This is a genomic window from Paenibacillus taichungensis (genome assembly GCF_013359905.1).
Classification (GTDB): domain Bacteria; phylum Bacillota; class Bacilli; order Paenibacillales; family Paenibacillaceae; genus Paenibacillus; species Paenibacillus taichungensis.
In genome coordinates, this window is sequence record NZ_JABMCC010000100.1 from 149,066 (window position 1) to 174,819 (window position 25,754).

Below are 25,754 nucleotides of genomic sequence, written 5' to 3' on the forward strand. Positions count from 1 at the left end.
TTGTTGCAGGTGTTTTTGAGTGAGGTTAATGTCACTTCTCCCGATTGATTATACGATAGAAAATGGATGTTATTTCTGATGAAAAGGACAGTATTTCCGCATCATTTCGGCAGTTTCCGCATCTCGTCCTTCGTTACGCTGTTCCAGTTCGCCGCTAATATGATCAAAGCGTTCAGCCGAGAGGTTCTGTCCAAATTTGAACTTGGCACTGACCCGTTCAGGAACAATGCGGACCACAGCAACCGCTTTGAGATTACCCTTGTAGCGGGGATCAGCTGCATTAATGGGGATATATCCGCCCTGCGGTTGGAGTTTCTCCATAAAACGTTGAAGAACCTTGCCCTTGATATCCAGATCCTGAACCGGCTCTGCCTGTCCGAATGCCATTACACTTTTGAAAAAAGAAGTTGCCGGACAAGCTAACTCGGGATCACTGAAATAAGATGGAATCAGGGAAAACTCTTCTGCAACGGTAAAACTGACGGAGGAATCCTGCTTGATCTGTTTCATTTTTTCTCCTGCAAGACTGCCGTGGAAATAAAAACAACCGTCCATATATACGAAGTTTAGCGGTGTTACCCTTGGCTGCCCATCTGGACTGACCGTTCCCAGAAAACCAAAGGAGCATTGATCCAGAAATGTTATCATTTCCTGCTCTTCATCTACATTGAATTCTTTTCTTCTCATCGGTGTTCCCCCTTGAATGGCATGTGGATAAGATCGCTGTACCTTAGCCATAACAATAGAACCTGCATTGACATATAAAAAGATCCAATTTACATTCACTTTAATAGACCAATTTTTTCGGAAAAAGAGGTGCACGATGGAATTGTGGCTGCCTATGGATTCATACGTGGTTCAACACCGTTACAAATACGAGGCATTGTACCATGCTTTGCGTGACGCCATCCATGCAGGGACGCTGGTTGGAGGCACAAGACTGCCTTCCACCCGAGAGCTGGCACGTCAATATGAAATGTCACGCGGCTCCGTGGCCCAGGTATATGACATGCTGCTCGCGGATGGTTATGTGCGGGCACATAGGGGGAGAGGAACTTTTGTTTCGGACACCTTAACAGCGCAGGAACATGAGGAAGAGGAGGCAATCATTCAACTTTCTCCATGGGGAGAGCGGGTGAGTACGCTGAATATTCAGAATCAAAAGCAACAACCGTCAGCCCTTGCACCGGAGCAACGAGTCATCAACTTCCATGTACAGCGTATGCCTGCCGAGCATTTCCCACAAGCGGAATGGAAAAGTGCGCTGGCCGCCGTTCATCGAAGCGGGTCGCATGAACAAAGTGGTGCTGCCGGAGACCCTGAACTGCGTGAGGCCATCGCATCACATCTAAGGTGGACACGAGGCATTCAGGCTGAGGCATCACAGATCGTGCTGTTTAGTGGTTCCATGCAGGGCATCACTTTGCTGGCGCAGCTGCTTATTCCTGAGGGGGCCGCTGTCGTATTGGAAAATCCGGGATATCAGGGAATCGCTCATGCCGTTAGGTCCTGCGGAGGAAAGATTATTCCAGCGGAAGTAGATACCGGAGGGATTGTTCCGCAGTCCTGGGAAGCACAGACGTTATTTGTGACACCAACCCGCCAGTTTCCTACAGGGGCTGTCCTTGGCTTGGATAGACGGAGAGCCATACTTGAATGGGCCTCCGAGCGAAATGCCGTCATTATTGAAGATGATTATGATAGTGAATTTCGCTGGGGAGGTAGGCCGATTGAACCGCTCAAAGTACTCGATCGTGAACAACGGGTCATCTATGTCGGATCGTTCTCACAAACGATGGTTGCATCCTTCCGGCTTGGTTACGCGGTTCTGCCACCCAGTCTGGTGCAGCCACTGGTCGCTGCAAAAGCACTGTATGAACCCGTACCTCCAGCCCTTCTGGAGCAGCGTGCACTTGCGAAGTTTATGGCCCGAGGAGGGTATTTGCGCCATCTAAGAAGGTTAACCCGTCTCTATGGGGAACGGCATGCTTTTTTTGTCAGTGAGATGAAGCGGGAATTACCGGAACCTTTCATCATGCAGCCGGGAGATGCTGGATTGCATATTTATGCTACGTGGAAAGGGGATATCAACAGTTACGAGCGGTTCAAGGCACTGGCTCAGGAAGAAGGTGTCCTGTTCCGCGATGCGGGGCGTTATCGGCTGACTTCAGGTCATCCGGCTGTGTGTTTTGGCTTTGCACATCTGGAGAAAGGGGAGATTCAAGAGGGGATAAGAAGAATGCGGTTAGCATGGGAGAAGTGCACATTTTCGTTTCGGTGAATTCCGCTGTATAATGGGATAAGGCGTTTCGCTCCAGCAGGAGCAGAAATTATATATAAACACATATCTCATCATTTTTGATGCAGTATGCAAAAGAGATTAACTTTCAAGGGGGAGTGGCGACATGCTGCAGGCATCGCCGTCATCTTTTGTTATTTTGCCCGCCGTCGCCAAAATTGTCTGCGAACCGGGATGGAAGTGGCAGAAGCGGGAAAAACCGATGCAAAACTATGACTTATTTTATGTATGGAGTGGTGAAGGGACCGTTGTGCTGAATGACCGGTCGTATGAAGTTGGCAAGGGTAGTTGTTTTCTGTTCAGGCCAGGCGATCATCCTACTGCAACACATAATAAGCAAAAACCGTTGGTACTTACGTATATTCATTTTGATGTAGATATACCCGTTAATGATGTTCCCCAGTCCTATCGTGAGGTACTGGAAACGGTGGAATTCGAGCATTTGCTGGCTCGGTATGTAAGACTGTTTCTATCCGATGTATATGGGCGGGATGAGGAGAGCCGACTGATTCTGAAACAGCTGATGATTCATTTGCTGCGCGCGGACACGGAATCTCCTGTGGAGAAAAAGGTGAGCAACCAGTTGTCTGATGTCATCCAGGAGGTTGCTAACTATGTACGTCAGCATCCGGGGATAACACATCGCGTGGAAGACCTCGCGGCAAGGGCTGGATTATCGCCTCGATACTTCTCGATTAAGTTCAAGGAATTGATTGGTTCGTCCGTGCAATCCTATATCATTCGCATGCGCATTGAGCGGGCCGAGCATCTGTTGGTGCACACTGGCATGAATGTGACCGAAGTGGCAGATGCCCTTGGGTACCGCGATATCTTTTTCTTCAGTCGTCAGTTCAAGCAGTACACCGGCAAAAGTCCGTCCGAGATTCGATAGGACTTCTCTCTGACCGGAAGAATATGGCAACGTTTCAAAGCTGGAAAGCAGGGGTAAGTATGTAGCATTCCAGACGAAAGGGGGAACTTGTGATGAACGGAAAACGTCGGGTCCGCAACCGGGGATGCTCTATTAAGGGCTTTAATATTTTCCGGAACCGCCTGCGCCGCTCCAAACCGGCAGAGGAAATGCAGGACGTATGGTTTTAAGGAATGGTCTGAAAACCAATATGACGAAGCTTAGCTTCGTATTGCATGTATACATGGAATGGGAACGGTAATCATCCTGACTTCTACATAGCTCTGAAGCGGATAATCGAATTCTCTGATTAGCAAAAGGTACTCATAGCCTGGACACTTTACCCTAAAAAGGTGTTCCGGCTGTGAGTACCTTTTTATATAGGCCAAAGTTCTGTGTAATCTCTTTCTTTAGATCGGAAATTAAAAAAGATGACTCCTGTTATTCAGGAATCATCTGCGCATTGCTCAATGGATTGGTTTTAACCGACCTAGCAACTCTCCCATTTTGACGGAGTCGCCAGGCTGCAAGCCTGGTTTCGGTTCGAATGTGCCGCTCTGCGTTAACAGTACGACGGTGGAACCGAATTCAAAATATGCGAGATCATCGCCTTGTGCCCATGAACTTACATCTGCACCAGCGTACTGTATGCTGCTCACATTCATTGCGCCTACTTTCACGACAGCAACTTCTCCAAAGTCATGAGCAATATACGTAATGAGCCTTTCGTTGCGACTCAGCACCGATTTCATATGGGTCAGACCAAAATCATTTACAGGATATACCTTGCCCTTAATATGTTCACTCTCAATGCGGCGACCGCTAACAGGCGCATGAATGCGATGATAGTCGCGTGGGCTGAGATACAGGACAAAGGCATAACCGTGCTTGTACTTCTCCAGATGTGGCGAGTGGTTTAATAATTCAGCAAGTGTATAATTTTGTCCCTTAACATTCAGGAGCGTTCCAGCAGATACAGGACCGGCTGCCGTAATTTTGGCATCTACCGGACTGATCAGAGCATGTTCTGAAAGTTCAAGCGGGCGCATGCCCGGTTTAAGTTTACGGGTAAAGAAATCATTCAAAGAACGATATTCCTTCCAGTCTTTCTCAGCTTCCTGAACAGGGATGTCGTAGGTCCGGACAAAATAAGGGATAAATGCCTTGCTTCCCCGGCTCTTAGAGAAGGCTCCCACAGTCCGGGAGATCCATTTGCGAGAAGAAAGCTCGGTCATTAACCGCAACAGCGTTTTTGCCATGAATATCCCCCTTAGGGTTAGTGCGAACTTCAAGGCCGGCAGGACCGGCCGTTCTGCATAATATTGACACAGAATGCCCACGAAATCAATATAGGCCACGATCATACGTCTGGGGCTGCCGCGGTATGCGCGAATTCTGCTCCAGAAGCAGACGTCCATAAGCCATCGGTTGCCGGTAGCTGGCTTTCCAAGTCTCCGTCATTCCGGCCTTCCGGAAACCGTAGCGCTGATCCCTTCCGTTGCATTCGATAAAATAAATCTGGCCCTTCGCTGTTATCCCCAGATCAAGTCCAAGGTCCGCAAGATGAGGCAGGCTGGAAGCCAGCGTCCGTGCGATTCGGAGCCCGACAGATCGGATTCTGGCCTCCAGTTCAAGTGCATGCCAATCGGTTGCCTGCAAGTCAAGGGCTTCAGCCAGCGTCATGACTTTGCTACCTTGGGCGATATTGGTAACAAACGTATGAGCCGGAGCCACCTTAGCGAATATGCCCGTGATCCCCCACAAACCGTCGCTTCCACGCTGCACGGATACCCGCAGATCTACGGGTCTTCCTTCATAACGGACCAGAGGTATCCGCTCTTCAATGAGATAGGCATGCCGGAAAATACGGCGCAGGGTGGCTGATGGCAGTTGTCCCTTATTCAGTCGAAAGGTGGCCCATCCCTTGCGTGAAGTCCTTGTCTCACATGTCAGTTTCCACTGACCATCCTTTTCAAATATCCGCATAATGCCGTGACCGATGCTTCCGCTGCAAGGCTTGATCACCAGATCATCGTAATTTTCCATCATATATGCCAAAGACTCAGGTGTAGCCTTGACCGCACGGGGGAGGTGCTGCCTGAGACCGGGGTCCTGATAAAGCATCTCGTGAATGTGGTCTTTGCGGTATCGATTGCGTACATTGTATACCTGTATGCCCTGCAACAATAGTTTGGTTACCTGATGCTGCTCCGAACGGCGAAGCTGGAGAGCCCGGTTATGAATAACGGAGGGCAAGGGCATTCTTTGACGAACGTATATGCCCTCTTTTTTTACATAAGCAATACAGGTTTTGGTATCCGCATCCACGTCCTCCAGCCGCAAAAAACAAGGGGTTAATCCATAACAGGCCGCTGCCTGTTCAACATTCGCAAGTGATTCCTGACCTGTCCTCCCAGCTGGTATCCCCCGGTACATGCGTGAATCGAACATAATACCGATCGTTTCTTGTAGCATGACCGTTCCTCCTTCAATGTTATCGCGACCATGGATCGTCCATCCATGGAATGCCGGCCTGTCACCGCATGGTTGGACATCACGATAACGCAGACCGGATTCATGATGCTTCGATATGCATCAACGAGTTCTCCTAGCAGCTCCTTTGCATCATATGGATTTATGCAAATGGCTTACAGGATATCGTATGACATCTCGGGAGCAGGGGCGTGGACAGCCGCCTTACATAAGTGAACGGGTACAGCCTATTTCAGTAGGGACAGCTCAATCATTCATGCCTTGAAGCTTGTGCGGCGATGAAATGTAACCCACTAAAGTCAGGAATTACAGTGGCAGATGCCCATACTGACGCATATGATGCCGGAGACGAACGTTAGAGGAAGGAGCTAGCTGCATGAGTAAAAAGGGCAATAAGAAGGTTCCTACGCCAAAACTGCGGCATGTGAGTCCTAAATTTAAGGAACTGGATCTGACCAATCGACGGTCAGACACAATGGACTCGGGTTTCACTTCGAATAGGGAAGAACGCTTGAATACAAATAAACGAAATTCGAAGGCCATTCAGGCATCAGAAGAATTCCTATCCGAATCAATGGAGCTACCTGCTTCAACGAACGAGCTGGAAGACCTGGAGATCGTAACCAAATCGATCAAGCCGGAACCCGTAGAGTCTGATAGCGAGAAAGTCGTCGAGACGCAAGATATCCTGGAAAAGCAGATTCAGGTTAGCAGCGTGGCTCCGCCTGCTCTGGAAGAAGAGCAGGACATCAACAAACAGGAGATAATAAGCAAGGACCGGCTGCAGATCCTGAACCAGAACCAGATGCCGGGTCATACCGGACACTACATCTACACGGACGACTTGAGTGAATTTGCTGTTACAGAGAGCAAACTGGCTCCTTTCTCTGTGGATGCCTCCAAGCTGAAACCGGATGCGGTCGGCAGTGAAGCATTGCAGGATTATGCGGTGACCAGCATTCACATTGCAGACGGGGCCATTGTTTCAGCGAAACTTGCAGAAGCGTCTGTATCTGAGGAGCACCTGATTGACGGCTCTGTATCTGGTCACAAAATACGTAATGCTTCTATTGCAGGTGAGAAAATCAGAGATGGCAGTATTACTTCTCAGAAGCTTGGCAACCAGGTCATCGATTCGGCCAAAATTGCCGACGGTTCCATCAGCACAAGACATCTCAGCCGCATGCTGGTAACGGAAGAATTAATCAAGAATCATGCCGTAACTGGAGACAAGATCGCGATTAGCGGCGTGGACACAAGGCATCTCACGGGAGGAGCTGTGAATACTTCCAAACTGGCTGATGATGCAGTGACTACATCCAAAATTCGTGAAGCTGCTGTCACAGGCAGCAAAATCGAAGAACACTCCATTGAGTCTCACCATATTCAGGCAGGTGCTGTTAAACAGACACATCTGGCAGAAGGGTCTGTCGGTCGTTCACAACTATTAAATGGCAGTATTGGAAGTGACCAGATAGAGGATGGATCCATACAAACAAGACATTTAGCTGAGGGTTCATTAAGTGGAAGACATCTACTGGACGGTTCAATTGGTTCAAGCCAGATTCGAGCTCATTCCGTTGGCAAGGAGCAGATTGGCAATGGAGAAGTGGGCAGTGAGCATTTGACAGAAGGTGCAGTAACCAGCAGCAAACTTGCAGACCAGTCTGTTGGAACAGCAAAGTTGCTGGAGCAGTCCATTACGGCATCCAAGATCTCTGATCAGAGCGTCATTTCTTCCAAAATTGCGGATGAAGCCATACATGGTAAACATCTTGCCAAAGGGTCCATTCGTGCGGAACACATTGCGAATCGGGGAATTACGCCGGTACATGTGGACAATTCCGCAATTCACTCCATTCACATTGCAAGTGGAAGCATCGAGGCAACTCATCTATCTACCGGAAGTGTGTCCGGAGATGCTCTTGCAGACGACGTGGTGTCTGAGCGGCATCTTGCAGAGTCGGCCGTGGGTACGTATGAATTGCAGGATGCTGCCGTTACAGACGTTAAACTCGCGGATGGAAGTGTGACAACAGAAAAGCTTGGAACGGCATCGGTGAGTAGCAGAGCGCTTGCCCCGGGAAGTGTTATATCCTCGCATCTTGCGAGTGGTGGAGTCACAGGGACACATTTGGCTCCAGGCAGCGTGGGTTCCGAGGCCCTGAGACCTTATGCAGTGAAATCGGAACACCTGACAGAACATGCCGTAGGTGTACCTCATCTTCAGCCGGGCAGTGTTGAAACGGATGCGATTGCACGGGCCGCGGTCACAACAGATAAATTGGCTATTGATAGTGTAACTTCAGCCCAGCTGGCTGGCGGGTCCATTTTTCCGCCTCATCTAACAGATCATGCGGTTACCTCCCCCAAGCTTTCACCAGAGAGTGTTGCCACAGATAAACTGGCGGATTTTGCTGTCACGTCAGCTAAACTGGCAGACGGCAGCGTGACTTCTTCCAAGATTATGGCAGAGAGCATTAACGCCAAACATATTCCATCAGGAACCATTCGCGGATATCACCTGAAGCAGCATGCCGTTTCCCTGGAACATTTGTCGGAAGAAATACGCTCGCCGGAATTATTCGCTGATGGCAGTATTACTGGCAACAAACTTCGGCATGGCTCCATAAGTGCGGACCATTTGACAGCAGACTCGGTATCCGGAACAGAACTACAACAGGCCGCTGTAGGTAGCGAGCACTTGCAGCCATCCGTTGTACAATCCGTCCATCTGGCTGAAGGTAGCGTGAAATCTGACCATTTGGGAACTCAAGTAGTGAGCTCACAGCATCTGAAGGCAGACATCATTCATGAGGAGCATATTGCTGAACAGGTGGTCACATCGCATCACTTGGCACCTGGATCTGTTGAAACAGACCATCTGGCACCTTTATCCATTACAGCGGCTCATCTTCAGCCAGGTTTGATTAGTGGTTTGCATCTTCAGGCAGAGTCGACAAGTGCTGTTCACCTGCAGCAAGGAGCTGTGCATTCCCGTCATATTCAAGATGGTGAGATTCTTCCTCATCATATCCATGAACGCAGCATCGGAACGTCTCATCTGGAAGAAGAAGCGGTAAGTACGATTATTTTGCAGGATGAATCTGTAACACGCTCCAAACTAGCAACGGGTAGTGTGGATGGCAGCAAATTAGCCGCTGGAACCGTATCGGCTACTCACATTGCCAATGAAAGTGTGCAAACCCGTCATATCCAAGAAGGAGCAATCCTTGCTGATCATATTCAAGAGGGCAGTATTGGCTCAGTTCATCTGGATGAGGAGTCTGTAAGTGCGGTTCATTTGCAAAATGGATCTGTAACCAGTGCTAAACTGGCGGATGGCAGTATAAACGGCAGCAAATTGCTTGAAGGGACCGTATCGGGAATTCATATTGCGTCCGAAAGCGTGCAATCCGAGCATATTCAGGCAGACGCCATTCATGCTGACCATATTCAGGAGCGGAGCATCGGCACAACCCATCTGGAGGAGGAAGCAGTAAGTGCGATTCACCTGCAAAATGGGTCTGTCATCAGTGCCAAACTGGCCGACGGCAGTGTAACCGGCAGCAAGTTGCTCGAAGATGCGGTGTCGGGAATCCATATCGCCTCTGAAAGTGTGCAATCCCGCCATATTCAGGCAGGAGTAATCCTTGCTGACCATATTCAGGAGCACAGCATTGGCATGCTTCACTTGGAACAGGAAGCAGTAAGTGCCATTCATCTGCAAAATGGATCTGTAACAAGTACGAAGTTGGCCGACGGCAGTGTAACCGGCAGCAAGTTGCTTGAAGGAGCAGTATCGGATATCCACATTGCAGACGATAGTGTGCAATCCCGTCATATTCAAGAGGGAACAATTCTTGCTAATCATATTCAAGAGCGGAGCATCGGCACAGCACATTTGGAAGAGGAATCGGTAAGTGCCATTCATTTGCAAAATGGATCTGTAACGAGTGCCAAACTGGCGGATGGCAGTATAACTGGCAGCAAGTTACTCGAAGGTACGGTATCCGGGATTCATATCGCATCGGAAAGTGTGCAATCCGGGCATATTCAGGCAGGAGCTATTCATGCTGGTCATATTCAGGAGCGAAGCATAGGCACAGCCCATCTGGAGGAGGAAGCGGTAAGTGCGGTTCATCTGCAAAATGGGTCCGTAACAAGTGCCAAATTGGCTGACGGTAGCATTAGCGGCAGCAAATTGCTCGAAGATGCTGTATTGGGGAGCCATATCGCATCGGAAAGTGTGCAAACTCGCCATATCCAGGCAGGAGCGATTCTTGCTGATCATATTCAGGAGCATAGCATTGGTACGTCCCATCTGGAGGAGGAAGCAATAAGTGCGGTTCATCTGCAAAATGGGTCCGTAACGAGTGCCAAACTGGCCGATGGCAGTGTGAGCAGCAGCAAACTGCTTGAAGATGCGGTGTCGGATGTCCATATTGCCAATGGAAGTGTGCAATCCCGTCATATCCAAGAGAGAGCCATCCATGCTGACCATATTCAAGAGCGTAGCATTGGAATCTCCCACCTCAAAGCGGAATCAGTCAGTTCGATTCATCTGCACAATGGTTCCATTACAAGTGCCAAATTGGCCGACGGCAGTGTAAACGGTAATAAATTGCTTGAAGGTGCGATATCGGCAATCCACATAGCAGACAAAAGTGTGCAATCTCGGCATATTCAGGATGGAACGATTCTTGCTGATCATATTCAGGAACGCAGTATTCGCACAACCCATCTGGAAGAGGAAGCAGTAAGCGGGGTTCATCTGCAAAATGGGTCTGTCACCAGTGCCAAATTGGCCGACGGCAGTGTAACCGGCAGCAAACTGAGTGAACAAAGCATTACCTCCAATCACTTGAATGCGGGAATTGTAGGTCCGGCCCATTTGAGCGAAGAGATATGGAATGCGATTCGTCAGTTCAGTGGAGAAACGCTCGAACAGCTGGCAGCGATCAAAAAACAAGAGGTATTGCTTCAAACAGGAAGTGAGGCTGTACCGCCATCACAGCCGGCAATTGTCGTGGAACACTCAAGTGTCGATCTGAAGGAAACGCAGTTTATCCAGACGTCGGGTCAGGAGCTGGGGCAACAACAAGAGCATCCATCGCAAGCTAACCAGCTTGGAGATTCATTGACGACAGCTGGCACGGTCCAGCCACAGCTACCGCTACCACAGCCTGAATTTTCACATGAGATCGATGGAAATAAGGAGTTCAAGCTGAGGGAGCAAGCAGTTAAGCAGGAGCATTTGAGTGATGGAGCTGTTGGAAGCAGCCAGTTACAGCATGGAGCTGTGGGTCCTGAACACCTGTCATTCCAGCCTGTACGAAGTGTCAGCCGTCAGCCTGTGGTGCAGCAGTTCGGTATGGAAGCCTTTATATTGCCTGAGAATGAACAGTGCGTGGAAGTAACGGTAGCTTTTGAGGAGTCTTTTATTTCCGAGCATTATGTGATTGTAGCTATGTGTAATGATCGGGGATTCCAGGTGTCACTCCTCTCCCAGAGTGAGGATGAAGCCGTGCTGGAAGTGTCACGTACTGCGGGCTCCACACACACCTACGGATTGTTGTCATGGATTGCCGCTGGGCCTTCGAAGTAAAAATGGGAGATCATGTGTCTTCATTCAAGATAACTGTAGAGGAATGGATTTCACATGTTTAAATAGACAAAAGCGGTTCCCGGATATGTCCGGGACACCGCTTTTTTTCATATATAAGCTTGATCCGTTCGGACGATGAGGGGTGCCTGAACGATTGAATATGAGTTCAACAACGAATGATTCTTACAATCCTACAGCTTGATAAGCTTTGGTAATTGCAGTAGCTTCAGCAGAAGTTGCTCCGTACAGATCTTTAGCGGCTTGGATTGTCGCTGTTTTGGCAGCAGCGAATTTGGATGTAGGCGTCAGGTAGTTCACAAGTGTGCTGTAGAAAATCTGAATGGCTTTATCACGCCCGATTCCAGTTACAGTCACACCATTATGTGTGCCGCCTTGGGCTGCAAGATAGTAGGCTTTGTTGATGATACCGCTGTTGATATGAACACCACCGTTGTCGGATGTTCCGGTATAACGATCACTGTATTTGTCAGGTTGTCCATAGAGTGTAGGATTGGACAGGGAGCGCAGTGCATCACCTGCAATGTTAGGAGTGTATACATCGTCGCCAAGCAACCAGTTTTTGCTTTGAATGGTATTTCCGAAAATATCAGCGAAGGCTTCATTTAATGCGCCTGGCTCATTGCGGTACTCCAGATTGGCTGTGTACTCAATGACACCGTGTGTCAATTCGTGGCCTACTACATCTAGATCACCAGATAGGGAGCGGAAAGTCGTTCCATCACCGTCACCAAATACAATCTGTACTCCGTTCCAGAAGGCATTATTGTAGTTGGAGCCGTAATGCACCGTAGATTTAATTAGCAAACCGTTGCCATTGATACCGTTGCGGTTAAATTTGCTTTTGTAGAAATCATACGTGGCAGCAGCATGGGCGTGAGCATCTACGCCAGCACGATCAGTCCATACGTTATCTGAATCTGTCAGGAGCGTACCTGGAATGGAAGAGCCATTGTTTGCAGTGTAAGTTTCAATGCCATTACCGCGAGTGGTATCTTTCAGTTGGAAGCTACTGCCGGATTGGGTGGTTGTAAGGGTTTTGGTATCACCAAGTACACCTGTACCTGTTCCTGTTGCGAAATTGATGAGGTCATATTGAGATACGATACTGCCGTCAACGGCATTCACGAAATATTTGGTACGTAACGGGGCGGGGTCCAGCACATTGACTTCGGTAATGTAAACAAGGTAGGTTTGGTCATCTTCCTCATTGTGGTAAATGTTTAGTTCCGCTTCAGGGGTTTTCTGTGGTTCGCCAAGTTCTCCAACGCGGGAAGTGGCTTCTTCGGATGCGATCTTGATCGCGTCTTCTGCGCTGATTTCAGCGACACCGTCATTAGGGATAGCTTGTTCTTCAACCGGTGGAAGATCACCAAGTGCGGATGAAACCTGGCCAGTCTTGTCTAAGTGGATCGTTTGCTCGGCACCGTATACTGGAATTCCTTTAATGTACTGTTTCAGGCGGAAGTGTCGTACACCAGAGGTGTCTGTAGTTCTTTTAATAATTTTGAGTTGGGATTTCACATCGGAGTTCAGGAATTGTTCCTGTTGTCCAAGGAAATTGAAGATTGTTTCGTCAGAGCCGCTGTTCAACTGGATACCCTCCTCAGAGGCATAAGGGGCCTGCAATGGAATGGACTGATCAGACAATGGAGCTGCAGCAGAAGATACGGAAGCGAGCAAAAGAGCTCCTCCAAGAATTGTTGGCATAACTTTAGCAAATTTCATAGTAAACTCTCCCATTCTCAATATGATTTTTTGAATAACAAATGATTATGCCAATCTCGGTTGGAGTTCCGTCTGCAACATGGGCAGCGCGGAGTGTGGGGGCTGAATCTGAAACGTGGAATATGACAAGAAACGATAAGGAACAAAGTCGGCAGAGCCTGTATGTCTGTGGTGGGACTTGACAAAGGAGTACCGTTTATTCGGTTCAGCCATGAGGCTTTCCTCTCTCAGAAGCCAGGGGTCTTGTCCACTTGCGAAGCAGAAGATGTTCTTACGGAGCCGAGGTGTTCGTTCCGGGTTCACATAATAAAGCCTGAATTACGTATTGAACGGCATCACTCCTCTCAAAGTACATGTAACAGAGCAAAAACGGTCTCCTGTATCATCCTGTATGCATAAATTAACCTAAGGTCAATTAACAGGAATAAAAAAGTAATTATAGAGAACGTTTGTTCCTTTTTAGGATTTTTTTGTCAATCTACTGCTTGCAACGTATATTATCACAATGTAAAAGTTTGGAAAAGATGCAATTTTAAATTTTTTTTAAAATTGTGTCTGAAGTAGGGGAGCCGTAGCATATTTCGCATTTTTTGACGAATCATGTCTAAATAAATGGATTGACTGATCCTGGTAGCAGACAGAACCTGCTCAGTTCAAGGACATACGCCGTTTCCACTGCTCCATGAATACATAGAATAACGTGTACTCCCTTTGCATGGCATTGATGTACACCCGGGAGGTGACTGTGTTGCAAAAACGCGGCAATACAGCTTTTTATGCAGCCAAATCGAAGCTGGTACAAAGAAAAGCGCAATTAAAGAAGCGTCGTTTGAAATCTGCTTACAAAAAGGGTACAAAGGCCTACAAGTACGTGATTCCACCCGTGGAGCAAACGGAATTGCCAGCATTCGGAGCTGAGCATGCGATGAGAGAGACACTCGCACAAGGTTCGACGGACTCGCATAACCCACTGCTTTCGGTCATTATACCTGCCATGAATGAAGAGCGAACCATTGGTGCAGTCGTCCGTCAGGCGCTGCGGATATGCCGTGATGCTGAAGTGCTTGTTATTGTGAATGGTTCCACGGACGGGACGGCAGCAGCGGCAAAAAGGGCGGGGGCACAGGTGCTTCGTTATGCCGAGGCTTTGGGACATGATGGAGGCAGAAGAATCGGTGCAGCGGCAGCTCGTGGCAGGGTGCTGTTGTTCACGGATGCAGACATTCCAATTCCGGCAGAACATCTCGCGCCTTATGTGCGAGCGATTCTGGATGGGACGGATGTGGCGCTTAATGATTATAACGGACCGGTGGCGCGTATCCCTGTTCACCCTGTGGTAGAAGCCAAACATGTGCTGAACAGCATGCTTGCTAGACCTGATCTGCAAGGAGCTTCCATGACAGCCATTCCGCATGCATTAAGTCGCAGGGCACTTGAAGTGATTGGTACGGACACACTGGAGATTCCACCGTTGGCACATGCAAAGGCGGTTACCAGCGGGTTAAAGGTGCGTGCCGTTCATCATGTGCCTGTAGGTAAAATGAACGCAGTTCGAGTCAAGAAACGAAAAGGACCGGACCCGCTCAGTCAAGTGGTATGGAATGATCATCTGACAGCGATCAGGTGGATAACCGATACGCTTGGACCACGCGGAGGACATTCCGATCTGCAGCGTGTTCGTAGCCTGACGAGGTGAGCATGTTGCCTAAAACAAGCAAGAAACCTCGTCAAAAGATAGAACATGCTGGAGGTGAGGAAATGAAGGAGCGTTCAGGGCGTATCCGTCGTCAACGGACAGCAGGCAGACAAACAACAAGGAACAGAGCCAGAACAATGGGCAGGAAGAGTCTGATTAAATCGCCGCTAAAGAGTTCGACAGCGAGCAGGTCTGCTACGAACAGCTCCGTATTGCATGAAGCATTCCGCGCAGGGCAACGGGCAGGACGCAAGGCGTTTGAAAATGAACAATCGATTGAACAACATGCACGTTCAACATGGCATGAGTATGAGGCTGCGATCTCAGTGGAGCTAAGGGGATATTCTGCTGCAATGCACGCAGGGAAAGCATTCATGCAGGGTTATGCTCATACTGCAGGGCGTTCATTAAATATCGTTCCACTTGCCCTGAGAAAACCTGCCGCTGCAGTCGTCTGTGCATGCAATGAGGAACTCACACTGGGCCAAGTGCTTGTACAACTGAAACGGTTACCTCTGACGGATATCGTTGTGGTATTGAATGGAACAACGGACAACAGTCTGACACAGGTGCTTGAACAGCCTGGTATCACGCTGGTCTATGAACCTGACCGGGCGGGACATGATGTGGGCCGCGCCTTGGGGGCCAAGATGACGGAGGCAGAGACCCTTCTCTTTGTGGATGGGGATATGGTCGTCCCGGCAGAGCAGCTCGCCCCATTTCTGTATGCGGTTGACCGGGGAGATGATGTGGCGCTGAACAATCTTTCATCCCTTTTGCCTCCATTTGCTCGCCAGGATGAAGTGAGCCGCATCAAGGCATATCTCAACCATGTGCTTAATCGTTCGGATCTGGGTTCTAATTCGTTGACGGCCGTACCTCATGCCCTTTCGCGTAATATGATCCAGATCGTAAAACCGGAGGCGCTGGCCGTTCCTCCCAAGGCGCAAAGTCTAGCCATCCAGCACGGATTAAGAGTGACTGCACCCAGTCAGGTGGATGTCATTCGTTCCAATCGCCTGCGTTCCACCAATACGGGCAGTGGCAACGAAGTCGCCAGATTGATCATTGGCGATCATCTGGAGGCGATTGCAACCTGGCTGGATATGGGCGGAAATAAGTCACAAGCCCGATCCATATCCCGTGCTGAAGTGGCCTACAGGAGGAACGCCAGATGACACTGACGAGTATTATTATTCCGACGTACAATGGGTTGGATTTGCTGAAGCCATGTATCGATGCCATTCGAAAATATACCGATCATCATACAGCTTATGAAATCATCGTAGTGGATAATGGCTCGGTTGATGGAACGGCAGCGTATTGTGCCCAGGAACGAATTCGCTTTGTCCGGTTACCGGACAATCGGGGTTTCCCGGCGGCTTGCAATGCCGGGCTCCGCGCAGCCTGTGGTGATGAGCTGTTGCTGCTGAATAATGATGTTACAGTTACCACCCGCTGGCTCGATAATCTGCGGGCAGCACTCTACAGTGATGTAAACATTGGTATTACAGGTCCGGTGACCAACTACGCAAGTGGTATCCAGCAGGTGGAGCTTGAGTTCCGGGACATGGAACATTTTCAGGAACTGGCTGCTGTCAACAATATAGTCGATTCTTCCAGATGGAAGGAAGTCAGACGGATCGTCGGCTTATGTATGCTCATACGGCGAAGCGTGATGGAGAACATTGGTGTGCTTGACGAAGTCTATTCGCCGGGACACTATGAAGATGACGATTATTGCTACCGGGCCTGCCAGAAAGGGTATCGTTTGCTGGTATGCGGGGATGTCTTGGTACATCATCGCGGCAGCGCGAGTTTCCTGAAGACCGATCCTGTAGCATGGAAACAGTTGCTTGAGCGTAATCGATCCATTTTTATCAACAAATGGCATGTCGATCCCCTTAAATATATTGAGACATCTGATGAAGGAGGGATAGTGGAATGAAAGGTGTAATTCTTGCTGGCGGAACAGGAACACGACTGTATCCTCTCACCCGGCTGATTAACAAGCATCTGATTCCAGTCGGCAAGCATCCGATGATTATGTATGGCATCGACAGACTCCGCCAGGCAGGCATTGAAGAGATATTGATCGTGATCAACAAACATTCCGCTGGGTTATACACGGAGTATTTGGGTGGTGGAGCAGATCATGGCGTCAAGCTGACGTATCGGATTCAGGAAAAGGCAGGCGGAATTGCTGAAGCATTGGATCTGGCGACGTCGTTTATCCTTCCTGGAGAGAAATTCGTTGTGCTTCTGGGAGACAATCTGTTTAGCGACGATTTGAAGCCTTACGTGGATCGGTATATGCAGCAGTCTGCGGGTACAGCTCGTGTCTTGCTCAAAGAAGTGGACGATGCACGGCGGTATGGGGTACCGGTGTTTGATCCGCAGCATCCGGAACGAATCTCATACATTGAGGAAAAACCGAGTGATCCGAAGACCTCTTATTGTGTTACTGGCATATATATGTATGATGACCATGTCTTCAACCTCATTCAGAACATTACACCTTCTGCACGCGGCGAACTCGAAATTACGGACGTGAACAATCATTATGCAGCAGCTGGAGGACTGGAATACGATATTTTGCAAAAATATTGGAGTGATGCCGGGACGTTCCAATCGCTTCAGGAAGCAGCCATCCGCATGAAGGGTCAATTGCCCTAAAATATATGCGCCTGATGCTGCCGCTGTGAGAGGTCCCATGAGAGCAGAACAACTTGCGCCGGAGCCGGAAGAATGCTCCGGCGCTTTGTGCAGCGGCGGCACTCCTCGTGCATGCCAAGGGAGGGAATGCCGTGAGAGTAGCAAAACGCAGCGACTTGGGCAGAAAGAAGACACTGGGCGGTCATGCCGGCTCCTTGTACGTATCTGTGGGAGTGCAGCCCAAAGCAAGTTCGAATCACGAATGGGGAAACCAAGGCGCGAAGCAGGGGAATGTGGAACTCACAGGAATAGAGCGCAAGCTTCTTGCAGAACCGAAAGGCAAAGCCAGCGGGCGCACCGGCGCAAGACGTGCGAGCGCTGGAACACGAACCAGAACGGGAGCGAAAACAAGCGAAGGGCGTGGCACTGCAGGCACCCGCGTGAAAGCAGGCGAGCGTACAGGCGTGAGCCGTGGCCGTAAAGGGGCGCGAGCCAAAACGGGCAAGCGCGCAGTTGCAGGCCGCGGGCATGCTGCGCCGCGGGGCGGGCGGGCCCCAGGTGCCCGCGCCAAACAGCGCACGGCTGTGCAGCGTGCGCCCGGGGCAGCACCGCAAGCCAGCACGCCACAGGCGCTGCCTGCCAGCGGTGCTGGCACCGCCCCGCCGAAAGCGACACACCGACGCGGTGGTGTCGCCCCCGCGGGGCGGGAAAGCGCTGCCGCGCATGCTGGCAGCGCAAGGGCACTTGCGCCTGCGCAGCCGGCGGCAGCGCCCGAGAGCGGCTACGCCGAGGGCTTCCGCGACGGCGTGTTCGCGGGCGGGGAGGCGCTGGTGGCGCAGCACATCCCGCCTGATCATATTCTGCCTGCCGTGGCGGCAGATCTGATCGAGGCGGGATTCCGCCAATATGCGCCCACCCTAACCCGGCTGGCCAGCCCTCATGAGATGGCTGGCCATATCCAGGGGGCGCTGGATGCGCAGCGCCCCCTGTCCGTCGTTCGCCTCGGAGATGGCGAACTGCTAACCTTGGCAGCCGATACGGTGCTGCCAGGCGAGCAAGTGCAGGAGCTGGCACCGTTTCTGCCTTATGCAGGGGTGCCACGCTCCACCCCGGACATCCGCGCTGAGCTCGCGGAAGCCATTCGCGGCGCTGATTGGATCGGTGTTCCCATCTCGCGTGCGCCTACTTTTCAGGGGCTGTTATTTCCAGTGTTACGTCATTTCGGCATTGATTGGTCCCGTCTGAATCTGACCAGTTCCACGATTAACTACAGCCTGCATCATTCGGGTCTGTTGTTGCCTGTGGTACAGGGGCGTCGGGTGCTGCTGATTGGAAGCCAGGCTGTGGAGCTTGGGGCGTTATTGATCGGCCGCGGCGTTCATGTCACAGGCATCATAGGTACAGTGGAGGGAGTTGCGGATATCCCGAGAGTGATGCAGCAAACTGCGGAGCATTCGTTCGATATCGCTCTGGTAGCTGCGGGAATTCCGGCCGTCATTCTGTGTCGCCGAATCGCTGGTGAGCTGGGTCGGGTTGCCATAGATTTTGGACATTTGGCTGACAAATTGGTTACAGGAGAGCTTCATCTCTAATGGACGATCTGGTGCGACGTTCATCGTAACGCGCATTTGGATGAGGAGAAATGGAGGAAGCAACATGAGCACATCAGGCAAACGTTCAAAACAGCGGAAAGCATCGTCATCCGAAACCGTTGTTTTGCATGCAGCTCGAAGCCGGAGTGGTGGGAAGATTAGACGCCAAGGCTCAGGTAAACGGGCAGCCAAGAACGCAAAACTGTATAAGCAGGGCTACCATAGAGGCTACGATGAGGGCGTGCGACAGGGGGAAAGCTCATTCGGGCTGGTATTCGAAGGCGTAAGCATTGTTATTCCGACGTATAACCAGCGCGAATATGTCTTGCAATGTGTGTCCAGTATTGAAAAGCATACCCCGGCCCCCTTTGAAATTATTGTTGTGGATAACGCGTCAAAGGATGGCACGGCGGAAGCCATGCTTCGCAAAGGTGGCATGGTAAGGGTCGCTGCGCTGGATAAGAATCGTGGTTTCGCTGGCGGTGTGAATCATGGACTGATGATGGCGAGGGGGCGACATATCGTCGTGCTGAACAACGATATACTGGTCACCCCGGGCTGGCTGGAAAACATGATGACCTGTCTGGACAGTCATCCCGAGATGGGAGTTGTGGGTCCGGTTACGAATTACATTGGTGGAGATCAGCAGATTGAAGTCCCGTACAGGGAAGTGGAGGATATGTGGTCGTTTGCTGCTCGACATAATCGCCCGGATGCCACGAAACATCGAGAGACCGAAAGGCTGGTCGGATTTTGCTGGCTGTTCTCACGGGAATTGCTGGAGCGGGTAGGTTATCTTGATGAAGGTTACGCCGTGGGCAATTTTGAAGATGACGACTGGATCATCCGAGTGAAGCTAGCGGGATACAGGCTGGGGGTGGCTGGGGATGCCTTCATACATCACTACGGAAGTGTAAGCATGAAGGCGCTGGGAGAGCAGGATTATGAAGTCGTGAATAAGGATAACGAACAGTTTTATACACAAAAATGGGGAGATCCTCATGCGCTGGTTGCCGATACTTCCCGGCTCTCGCTGTATGCCGAGGTGTCGACCAGTCAGCAGGAAAACAAAAACAAGACGACCCAGGGCAAGTTAGATTCCCCCGATCTGCGACAGCGCATTTCCACCAAGGGCAGCAGCGATGTAACACATAAGCTGAGACGCAGCACGGACTTTTACCCGGAGGGATGTTACATCTCTGATATCAAGGGCGATGTCTATCGACTGATGCGTGGACAGCGACGCAAGCTGAACATCCCCGTTCCACGCGGCATTTCTCCCGTTCTGGTTGCGAAACCGGATCTGCTCGGGGCATCTGAAGGTGAGCCACTGATATCTGCGGGTGAGGTACAAGGCTGGCCCCTGGAAAGAAGTCATGTTCACGCTCAACCCGTTCAGAGCAACCGCGATGCACTGGAGGAAGGTATGATTGTTGCCGCGACGAATGAGCGGGATATATGGTACCAGATTAGTGGCAGTAAACGCAGGAGGTTTGCAACCCCTTATGCTGCGGAACGGTGGGGAGTGCAGTCTGGGCATATCGTTCATGTATCTGCGAACCAATTGCGTACGATCGAAGAAGGCTGGCCCATTATTGCTCCTCCCCAGCTCTTGAACGAAGATTTGTAATGACCGGGTTCGGCTGCCATGTATATCGGCACGACAGCATGATGCGGAATATGATGTACAGCGTATCGTAACGCTACACATCTTTCCGCATCCGAACTTTACATATATCACGAATCATGAGATGTAATGATTGAAAGATTAGCGATTTACTTTTACACTATGACCAATTCAATTTTCTAAAGCATATTTAAGTATACCGAGATAGGGGGAATACACGATGAAAGACACCATGGTAGTACAAGCCCAAACTATTGCTGGTGAGTTTCTTCAGGAACAAGTGAGATCCTCATACCCGATTATCGGAAAAGGTTTTGTGAATCAGGTGTGCTTGGTTGAGACGGAACGTCATAAAGTCGTGGTCCGCATGAACAACAAGGTTAATTATCCTACCTTTATCAAAGAGAAATGGTGTATTGAGCAGGCAGCCGCAACGGGTATCCCAGGGCCATCTACATTGTCCGTTGGGGTTAAGGATGAGTTGGCATATATGATTCAAACGTTTGTCGAGGGGGATAACGGATTGGATAGTAAAGTAGCCCCGACTGACATCTGGAGGAAGCTCGGTGAATATGCGAGACGTATACATTCCATTCAAGTGGCCGGTTTTGGCGAGGAGCTGATTGATCCCATTCTCCGCCTCATCCAGGATCAGATGGCAGCTGGAAAGGATATGTGCAGTATAACATCGATAGTTTGACAGAGCGTGATCCGTTGCTTGAGTTGGGCGTAATCAAGAAGAGTGAATTGGGGATTGTACGACAATGGTTCGAGCAATTGCAAGATGAAAAGTTCCGATTCGGTTTATGTCATGGTGATATTTCATTAAAAAATACGATGGTTCATCCGACAGGTCAGTTGATACTGCTCGATTGGGGGAGTGCCGAAGTTACGGTTGTGCCCTATGGAGATGTCATCCATCTGATGCGGTGTCAGCTCCGTGATGAAGACCCTGATGCGGAACAATTGAAAGCGTTCTCGGAAGGATACGGAATGAGTGTGGAGGAACTGGATCTGGCGAGGCATGTATTGCTGTTAAAAGCCTTTGATACCCTCCGATGGGCTATGGATAAACGGCCGGACCAGGTTAACGATTATGCCAGTTCTGCCAAACAGGTCTTTAACATGGTTAGTGATAGGTTCAGGAATTAGAGAGCTCTTGAAGCGCTCTTTTCAAATTTTAAATTTAATCTTTCTATGTTCTTATAGGTTTATTCTATTGGAAGATCCATTGACGCTTGAAGAGGTGAGGAGTACATTTATAGCCATAATTCTTATTTAACAGATAGGAATTAATGGTCTGGGTGGTGATCCATCCCTGATCTGACAATGAAACAATCAGGAGGTATGCCGATGTCTTCTACATCGAAAAAAGTAGTGCTCTGGAGCAAAACAGGCTGTCATTTCTGCGGGGAGGTTAAGGCATTCCTAACGGCCCGCAACCAGCCTTTTGAGAACATCGAAGTGCAAGGCAACGATGTGCTGAGGGACGTGCTTGAAGCCAAATATGGCATTCGAAATGTACCAGTCATTGAGGTGGGTGGAGACGGCAAGTATGAAGCATTGCTGGAGCCTGATTTGGAGAAACTGGCGGAACTTCTCGCCCAGCCCGATGAAGCAGCAGTCTGACCGGACGTGGCGGATCTCTTGATAAAGCAGTTTCCGGCTGCTAAAGGCTGTCATATCAGTGTGCAGCAGTCGGAGACTTTTATAAGCTCTAATCCATCCTCTTATTTAGATATCCAATCCTTATATAGAAAAGTTCTATAAGCAACGCTGTTGACCGATGTGCGGGGCAGTGATAAGATTTGTGAAATTAAAGCTGACCAAACTCATAGGAATAGTTAACTTTTGAATTTTCTTCTTTCGTTATCCGTATCAGATCGGACTTTAGAAATTTTTTGATATATCCTAATCCAAGGAAGGCGGAATGTAATATGACGGCTCAGCGCAGTTTGAAATTTGGAGCGATTGTCCACGGTGTCGGAGGCAGCATGACGACTTGGAGACATCCGGAGATTCAATCGGATGCCAGTGTGAATTTTGAATTTTACAAACGCCAGACGTTGAAGGCAGAAGAAGGCAAATTCGATCTCGTTTTTATCGCTGACGGTCTTTATATTACCGAGAAATCCATACCTCACTTCTTGAATCGATTTGAGCCAATCAGCTTGTTGTCCGCCCTGGCCGCCATTACGTCACGGATTGGTCTGGTTGGAACACTTTCCACCTCCTATAGTGATCCATTCACAGTTGCCAGACAGTTCGGTTCCCTTGATCTGATTAGTAACGGCCGCGCTGGCTGGAATGTGGTTACATCCCCGCTTGAAGGTTCAGCCAAAAACTACAGTAAAAGCAACCATCCTACCCACCCGGAACGTTACCGGATTGCAACCGAATATTTGCAGGTGACCAAGGGCTTGTGGGATTCGTGGGAAGATGATGCCTTTGTAAGAGACAAAGAAAGCGGCGTTTTCTTCGATCCATCCAAGCTGCACACACTCAATCATGAAGGAGAGTTCTTCTCCGTACAGGGCCCACTTAACATTGCACGTTCAAAGCAGGGGCAGCCGGTTATTTTCCAGGCAGGTTCTTCAGAAGATGGCAAGACCCTTGCTGCCAAAGAAGCGGATGCTGTTTTTACAGGACATGATTCAATTGAGGATGCACAGGCCTTCTACAAAGATGTCAAAACCCGCGCAACAACCTACGGACGTTCCACACAGGATATCGTCATTTTGCCAGGGATCAATCCAATCATTGGACGGACAGAAGAAGAAGCAGAACAGAAATATCAGGAGATTGCCAGCCTGGTCACTATCGATAAAGCGCTGGACTACCTGGGACGTTTCTTCGAGCATCATGACTTCTCCCAATATCCGCTGGATGAACCATTCCCTGAATTGAATGGCATTGGCAGCAACAGCTTCCGCAGTGGTACGGACAAAATCAAGCGGGATGCCAGAGAGCAAGGATTGACGCTGCGTGAAGTAGCCCTGCGGGCAGCTACACCGAAGAGCAAATTCCTTGGCACACCGGAGCAGGTGGCTGACAAGATCCAGGAATGGTTCGAAGCCGAAGCGGCGGATGGATTCATTATTCATTCCGAACTGCCAAGTGGATTGGCCGATTTCGTAGAACTGGTTGTTCCGATTCTGCAAGAGCGTGGTATCTATCGCACCGAATACGAGCATGACACATTGCGTGGCAATCTCGGTGTGCAAATTCCCGTGAATCGTTACACGGCTGCCCGGGAGCAAGTGGGAACCGAGGCTTAAGAAACTGGGAAGCCGAAATTCGGCACAGTCAAGGAATGAGGCGTCTGGATAAACTATTCAGATTGCATATGCGGAAAGTGCCGAATGATGCTGCAAAACCAAGTTAACGGATAGGTTATGTAGATAAAAACCTATAATTCATTAAATCATTAATTCAATGAATCAATGACACCTGTATACACAGAGGGGGAAGCTATATGAACAGGTCTATCTCATGGATGAAATATATGGCAGTGGCGGCAGTATTGGTACTGGTATTATCCGGTTGCGGAGCGGCAGGTAACTCGAACAGTGCAGTTCAGGCTTCCGGTGGGGAGCAGGCGGCTGGGCAAGCAGAAGGTGGGAACCTGACCTACGCACTCGCCACCTCGCCGGATACGCTGGACCCGCATCGAAGTGGCCTTGCCGTAACCGTACGTGCGATTCGAACGATCTATGACAATCTGGTGGTACAGCTGCCGGATGGCTCCATCAAACCTTGGCTCGCCAAGGAGTGGAGTGTATCGGAGGATGGCAAAAGTTATACGTTCAAACTGCGTGAAGATGTGAAGTTCCATGATGGCACACCATTTAACGCGGAAGCTGTGAAGTTCAATCTGGATCGGGTGATCGATCCGGCAACCAAAGCCGCCAATTCCCTTGCCCTGATTAGACCTTATAGCTCCTCGGAGGTTATTGATGAATACACCATTAAGGTGAATCTGGAACAGCCTTCACAAGCTTTTCTCGGTAACTTGAGTCAGGCCCTGCTGGGGATTGTATCTCCTACGGCCGCCAAAAAGTATGGCGATCAACTGGGTAAAAATCCGGTAGGGACCGGTCCGTATACCTTCGTGAAATGGGATGAAAATGCGGATATCGTTGTCGCCAAAAACAAGGATTACAACTGGGCTCCTGCAACCGTTGAAAATGAAGGTGCCCCTCATATTGATACGATTACGTTCAAAATTGTACCGGAAGAAGCAACACGCATCGGCAGTGTACAGAGTAAGCAGGTGCTTGCTGCCGAGACCGTTCCGCCGCAAAATATTGCAGCCCTGAAGAACGATCCGAACCAGCAATTGTTGCAGGCCAATACCGTTGGTTTGCCATATACCCTCTTCTTCAATCTGCGCAAAGCGCCTTGGGATGATGTGAAAGTCAGACAGGCGGTGCAATCTGCAGTTGATGTGGAATCCATCGTGAAGACACTGTATCTGGGCAACTACGAACGAGCGTGGTCTGCGCTGTCTCCGGGAATCCTCGGTTATAATGCTTCTCTGGAAGGAAGTATCAATCCGGATATTAACAAGGCCAATCAGCTGCTTGATGAGCAAGGTTGGATCAAGGGAGCAGATGGCATTCGTGAAAAAGATGGTAAGAAGCTGACTCTGCATTATGTGGATGGTTCGCCGAACCGGGAGAAACGTAACGACATTGCAGCGATTATTCAGCAGCAGCTCAAGCAGGTCGGCATAGCAGTTGAAGTTGAAATTACGAAGGACGTTGCTACGGTCATCTATCAGAACTGGGATTATGATCTCTATGGCAACAGCCAGGTCAATTCTGATCCGAATGCGCTCTATGCCTTCTATCATACGAGTGCAGAAGGTGAACGTCCGACCTTATCCGGTTTATCTGATCCGAAGATCGATAAACTGCTCGAACAGGGAGCGGTAGAGACTGATCAGGATAAACGCGTGGATATCTATAATCAGATTCAACAATATCTGATCGAGCAGGCTGTAATTCTACCGATCTACGTGTTCCCTTATACGGTGGCTGCATCCAAGTCGGTGCAGGGTATCAAGTTTGATTCACTTGGGTATCCGTTGTTCAACGATGTTCGGATTCAGCCATAACACGAAACG

At 49.7% G+C, this 25,754-nt stretch carries 19 protein-coding genes; 14 read left to right on the forward strand and 5 right to left on the reverse strand.

The annotated features are described in order from the left end of the window. Window positions 1-69 precede the first annotated feature (69 nt). Entirely contained in the window at window positions 70-687 is a 618-nt protein-coding gene (locus HP548_RS05825; RefSeq protein ID WP_076290878.1) for a pyridoxamine 5'-phosphate oxidase family protein, read from the reverse strand. Between the two features lie 136 nt (window positions 688-823). Here HP548_RS05825 and pdxR point away from each other — a divergent pair, with 136 nt between their 5' ends. Further along, window positions 824-2,281 (forward strand): MocR-like pyridoxine biosynthesis transcription factor PdxR, encoded by a 1,458-nt coding sequence (gene pdxR / locus HP548_RS05830; protein ID WP_175381145.1) that lies wholly within the window; start codon window positions 824-826, stop codon window positions 2,279-2,281. 124 nt (window positions 2,282-2,405) lie between these two features. Beyond that, on the forward strand, window positions 2,406-3,191 hold the full coding sequence (locus tag HP548_RS05835) for a helix-turn-helix domain-containing protein (RefSeq protein ID WP_076290876.1): 786 nt from the start codon (window positions 2,406-2,408) through the stop codon (window positions 3,189-3,191). 485 nt (window positions 3,192-3,676) lie between these two features. On the opposite strand, the gene asd is transcribed toward HP548_RS05835, so the two are convergent. After that, window positions 3,677-4,468: an archaetidylserine decarboxylase gene (gene asd / locus HP548_RS05840; protein ID WP_076290875.1), complete on the reverse strand. Its 792-nt coding sequence runs from the start codon at window positions 4,466-4,468 to the stop codon at window positions 3,677-3,679. A gap of 85 nt (window positions 4,469-4,553) precedes the next feature. Further along, on the reverse strand, window positions 4,554-5,684 hold the full coding sequence (locus tag HP548_RS05845) for a YheC/YheD family endospore coat-associated protein (RefSeq protein WP_076290874.1): 1,131 nt from the start codon (window positions 5,682-5,684) through the stop codon (window positions 4,554-4,556). 394 nt (window positions 5,685-6,078) lie between these two features. Between HP548_RS05845 and HP548_RS05850 the strand changes: the two genes are divergently transcribed. Further along, on the forward strand, window positions 6,079-11,310 hold the full coding sequence (locus tag HP548_RS05850) for a WIAG-tail domain (protein WP_175381146.1): 5,232 nt from the start codon (window positions 6,079-6,081) through the stop codon (window positions 11,308-11,310). A 183-nt stretch (window positions 11,311-11,493) separates the two neighbouring features. Here HP548_RS05850 and HP548_RS05855 read toward each other — a convergent pair whose 3' ends face one another. Beyond that, complete coding sequence (locus HP548_RS05855; protein ID WP_175381147.1) at window positions 11,494-13,056, reverse strand: M4 family metallopeptidase; 1,563 nt, start codon at window positions 13,054-13,056, stop codon at window positions 11,494-11,496. A 45-nt stretch (window positions 13,057-13,101) separates the two neighbouring features. Next, a complete protein-coding gene (locus HP548_RS05860; protein WP_175381148.1) occupies window positions 13,102-13,269 on the reverse strand; it encodes a hypothetical protein in 168 nt (55 codons plus the stop codon). Between the two features lie 535 nt (window positions 13,270-13,804). On the opposite strand from HP548_RS05860, the gene HP548_RS05865 reads away from it, so the two are divergent. From HP548_RS05865 to HP548_RS05910, 11 genes are all read left to right on the forward strand, one after another. Next, window positions 13,805-14,752: a glycosyltransferase family 2 protein gene (locus tag HP548_RS05865; protein ID WP_175381149.1), complete on the forward strand. Its 948-nt coding sequence runs from the start codon at window positions 13,805-13,807 to the stop codon at window positions 14,750-14,752. A 62-nt stretch (window positions 14,753-14,814) separates the two neighbouring features. Next, on the forward strand, window positions 14,815-15,930 hold the full coding sequence (locus HP548_RS05870) for a glycosyltransferase family A protein (RefSeq protein WP_246317949.1): 1,116 nt from the start codon (window positions 14,815-14,817) through the stop codon (window positions 15,928-15,930). Continuing rightward, a complete protein-coding gene (locus tag HP548_RS05875; protein ID WP_175381150.1) occupies window positions 15,927-16,700 on the forward strand; it encodes a glycosyltransferase family 2 protein in 774 nt (257 codons plus the stop codon). Before HP548_RS05870 ends, HP548_RS05875 begins: the two co-directional genes overlap by 4 nt. Continuing rightward, window positions 16,697-17,428 carry a sugar phosphate nucleotidyltransferase gene (locus HP548_RS05880; protein WP_076290869.1) on the forward strand — a complete coding sequence of 244 codons (732 nt, stop codon included), beginning with the start codon at window positions 16,697-16,699 and terminating at the stop codon, window positions 17,426-17,428. Before HP548_RS05875 ends, HP548_RS05880 begins: the two co-directional genes overlap by 4 nt. 809 nt (window positions 17,429-18,237) lie before the next feature. Next, window positions 18,238-18,999, forward strand: a complete 762-nt coding sequence (locus HP548_RS05885) for a GT-D fold domain-containing protein (protein WP_256716886.1) — start codon at window positions 18,238-18,240, stop codon at window positions 18,997-18,999. Between the two features lie 64 nt (window positions 19,000-19,063). After that, the gene (locus tag HP548_RS05890; RefSeq protein WP_175381151.1) at window positions 19,064-20,629 is read left to right on the forward strand and encodes a glycosyltransferase family 2 protein; all 1,566 of its coding nucleotides are present in this window, start codon (window positions 19,064-19,066) and stop codon (window positions 20,627-20,629) included. A gap of 217 nt (window positions 20,630-20,846) precedes the next feature. Next, window positions 20,847-21,326, forward strand: a complete 480-nt coding sequence (locus tag HP548_RS33660) for a phosphotransferase (protein WP_281364806.1) — start codon at window positions 20,847-20,849, stop codon at window positions 21,324-21,326. Next, window positions 21,323-21,778 (forward strand): phosphotransferase family protein, encoded by a 456-nt coding sequence (locus tag HP548_RS33665; RefSeq protein ID WP_281364807.1) that lies wholly within the window; start codon window positions 21,323-21,325, stop codon window positions 21,776-21,778. Before HP548_RS33660 ends, HP548_RS33665 begins: the two co-directional genes overlap by 4 nt. A 201-nt stretch (window positions 21,779-21,979) precedes the next feature. Next, window positions 21,980-22,255 (forward strand): glutaredoxin family protein, encoded by a 276-nt coding sequence (locus tag HP548_RS05900; RefSeq protein ID WP_175381152.1) that lies wholly within the window; start codon window positions 21,980-21,982, stop codon window positions 22,253-22,255. Between the two features lie 308 nt (window positions 22,256-22,563). Then, entirely contained in the window at window positions 22,564-23,904 is a 1,341-nt protein-coding gene (locus HP548_RS05905; protein WP_175381153.1) for an LLM class flavin-dependent oxidoreductase, read from the forward strand. A gap of 197 nt (window positions 23,905-24,101) precedes the next feature. Beyond that, the gene (locus HP548_RS05910) at window positions 24,102-25,745 is read left to right on the forward strand and encodes an ABC transporter substrate-binding protein (RefSeq protein ID WP_175381154.1); all 1,644 of its coding nucleotides are present in this window, start codon (window positions 24,102-24,104) and stop codon (window positions 25,743-25,745) included. The last annotated feature ends 9 nt before the right edge of the window (window positions 25,746-25,754 follow it).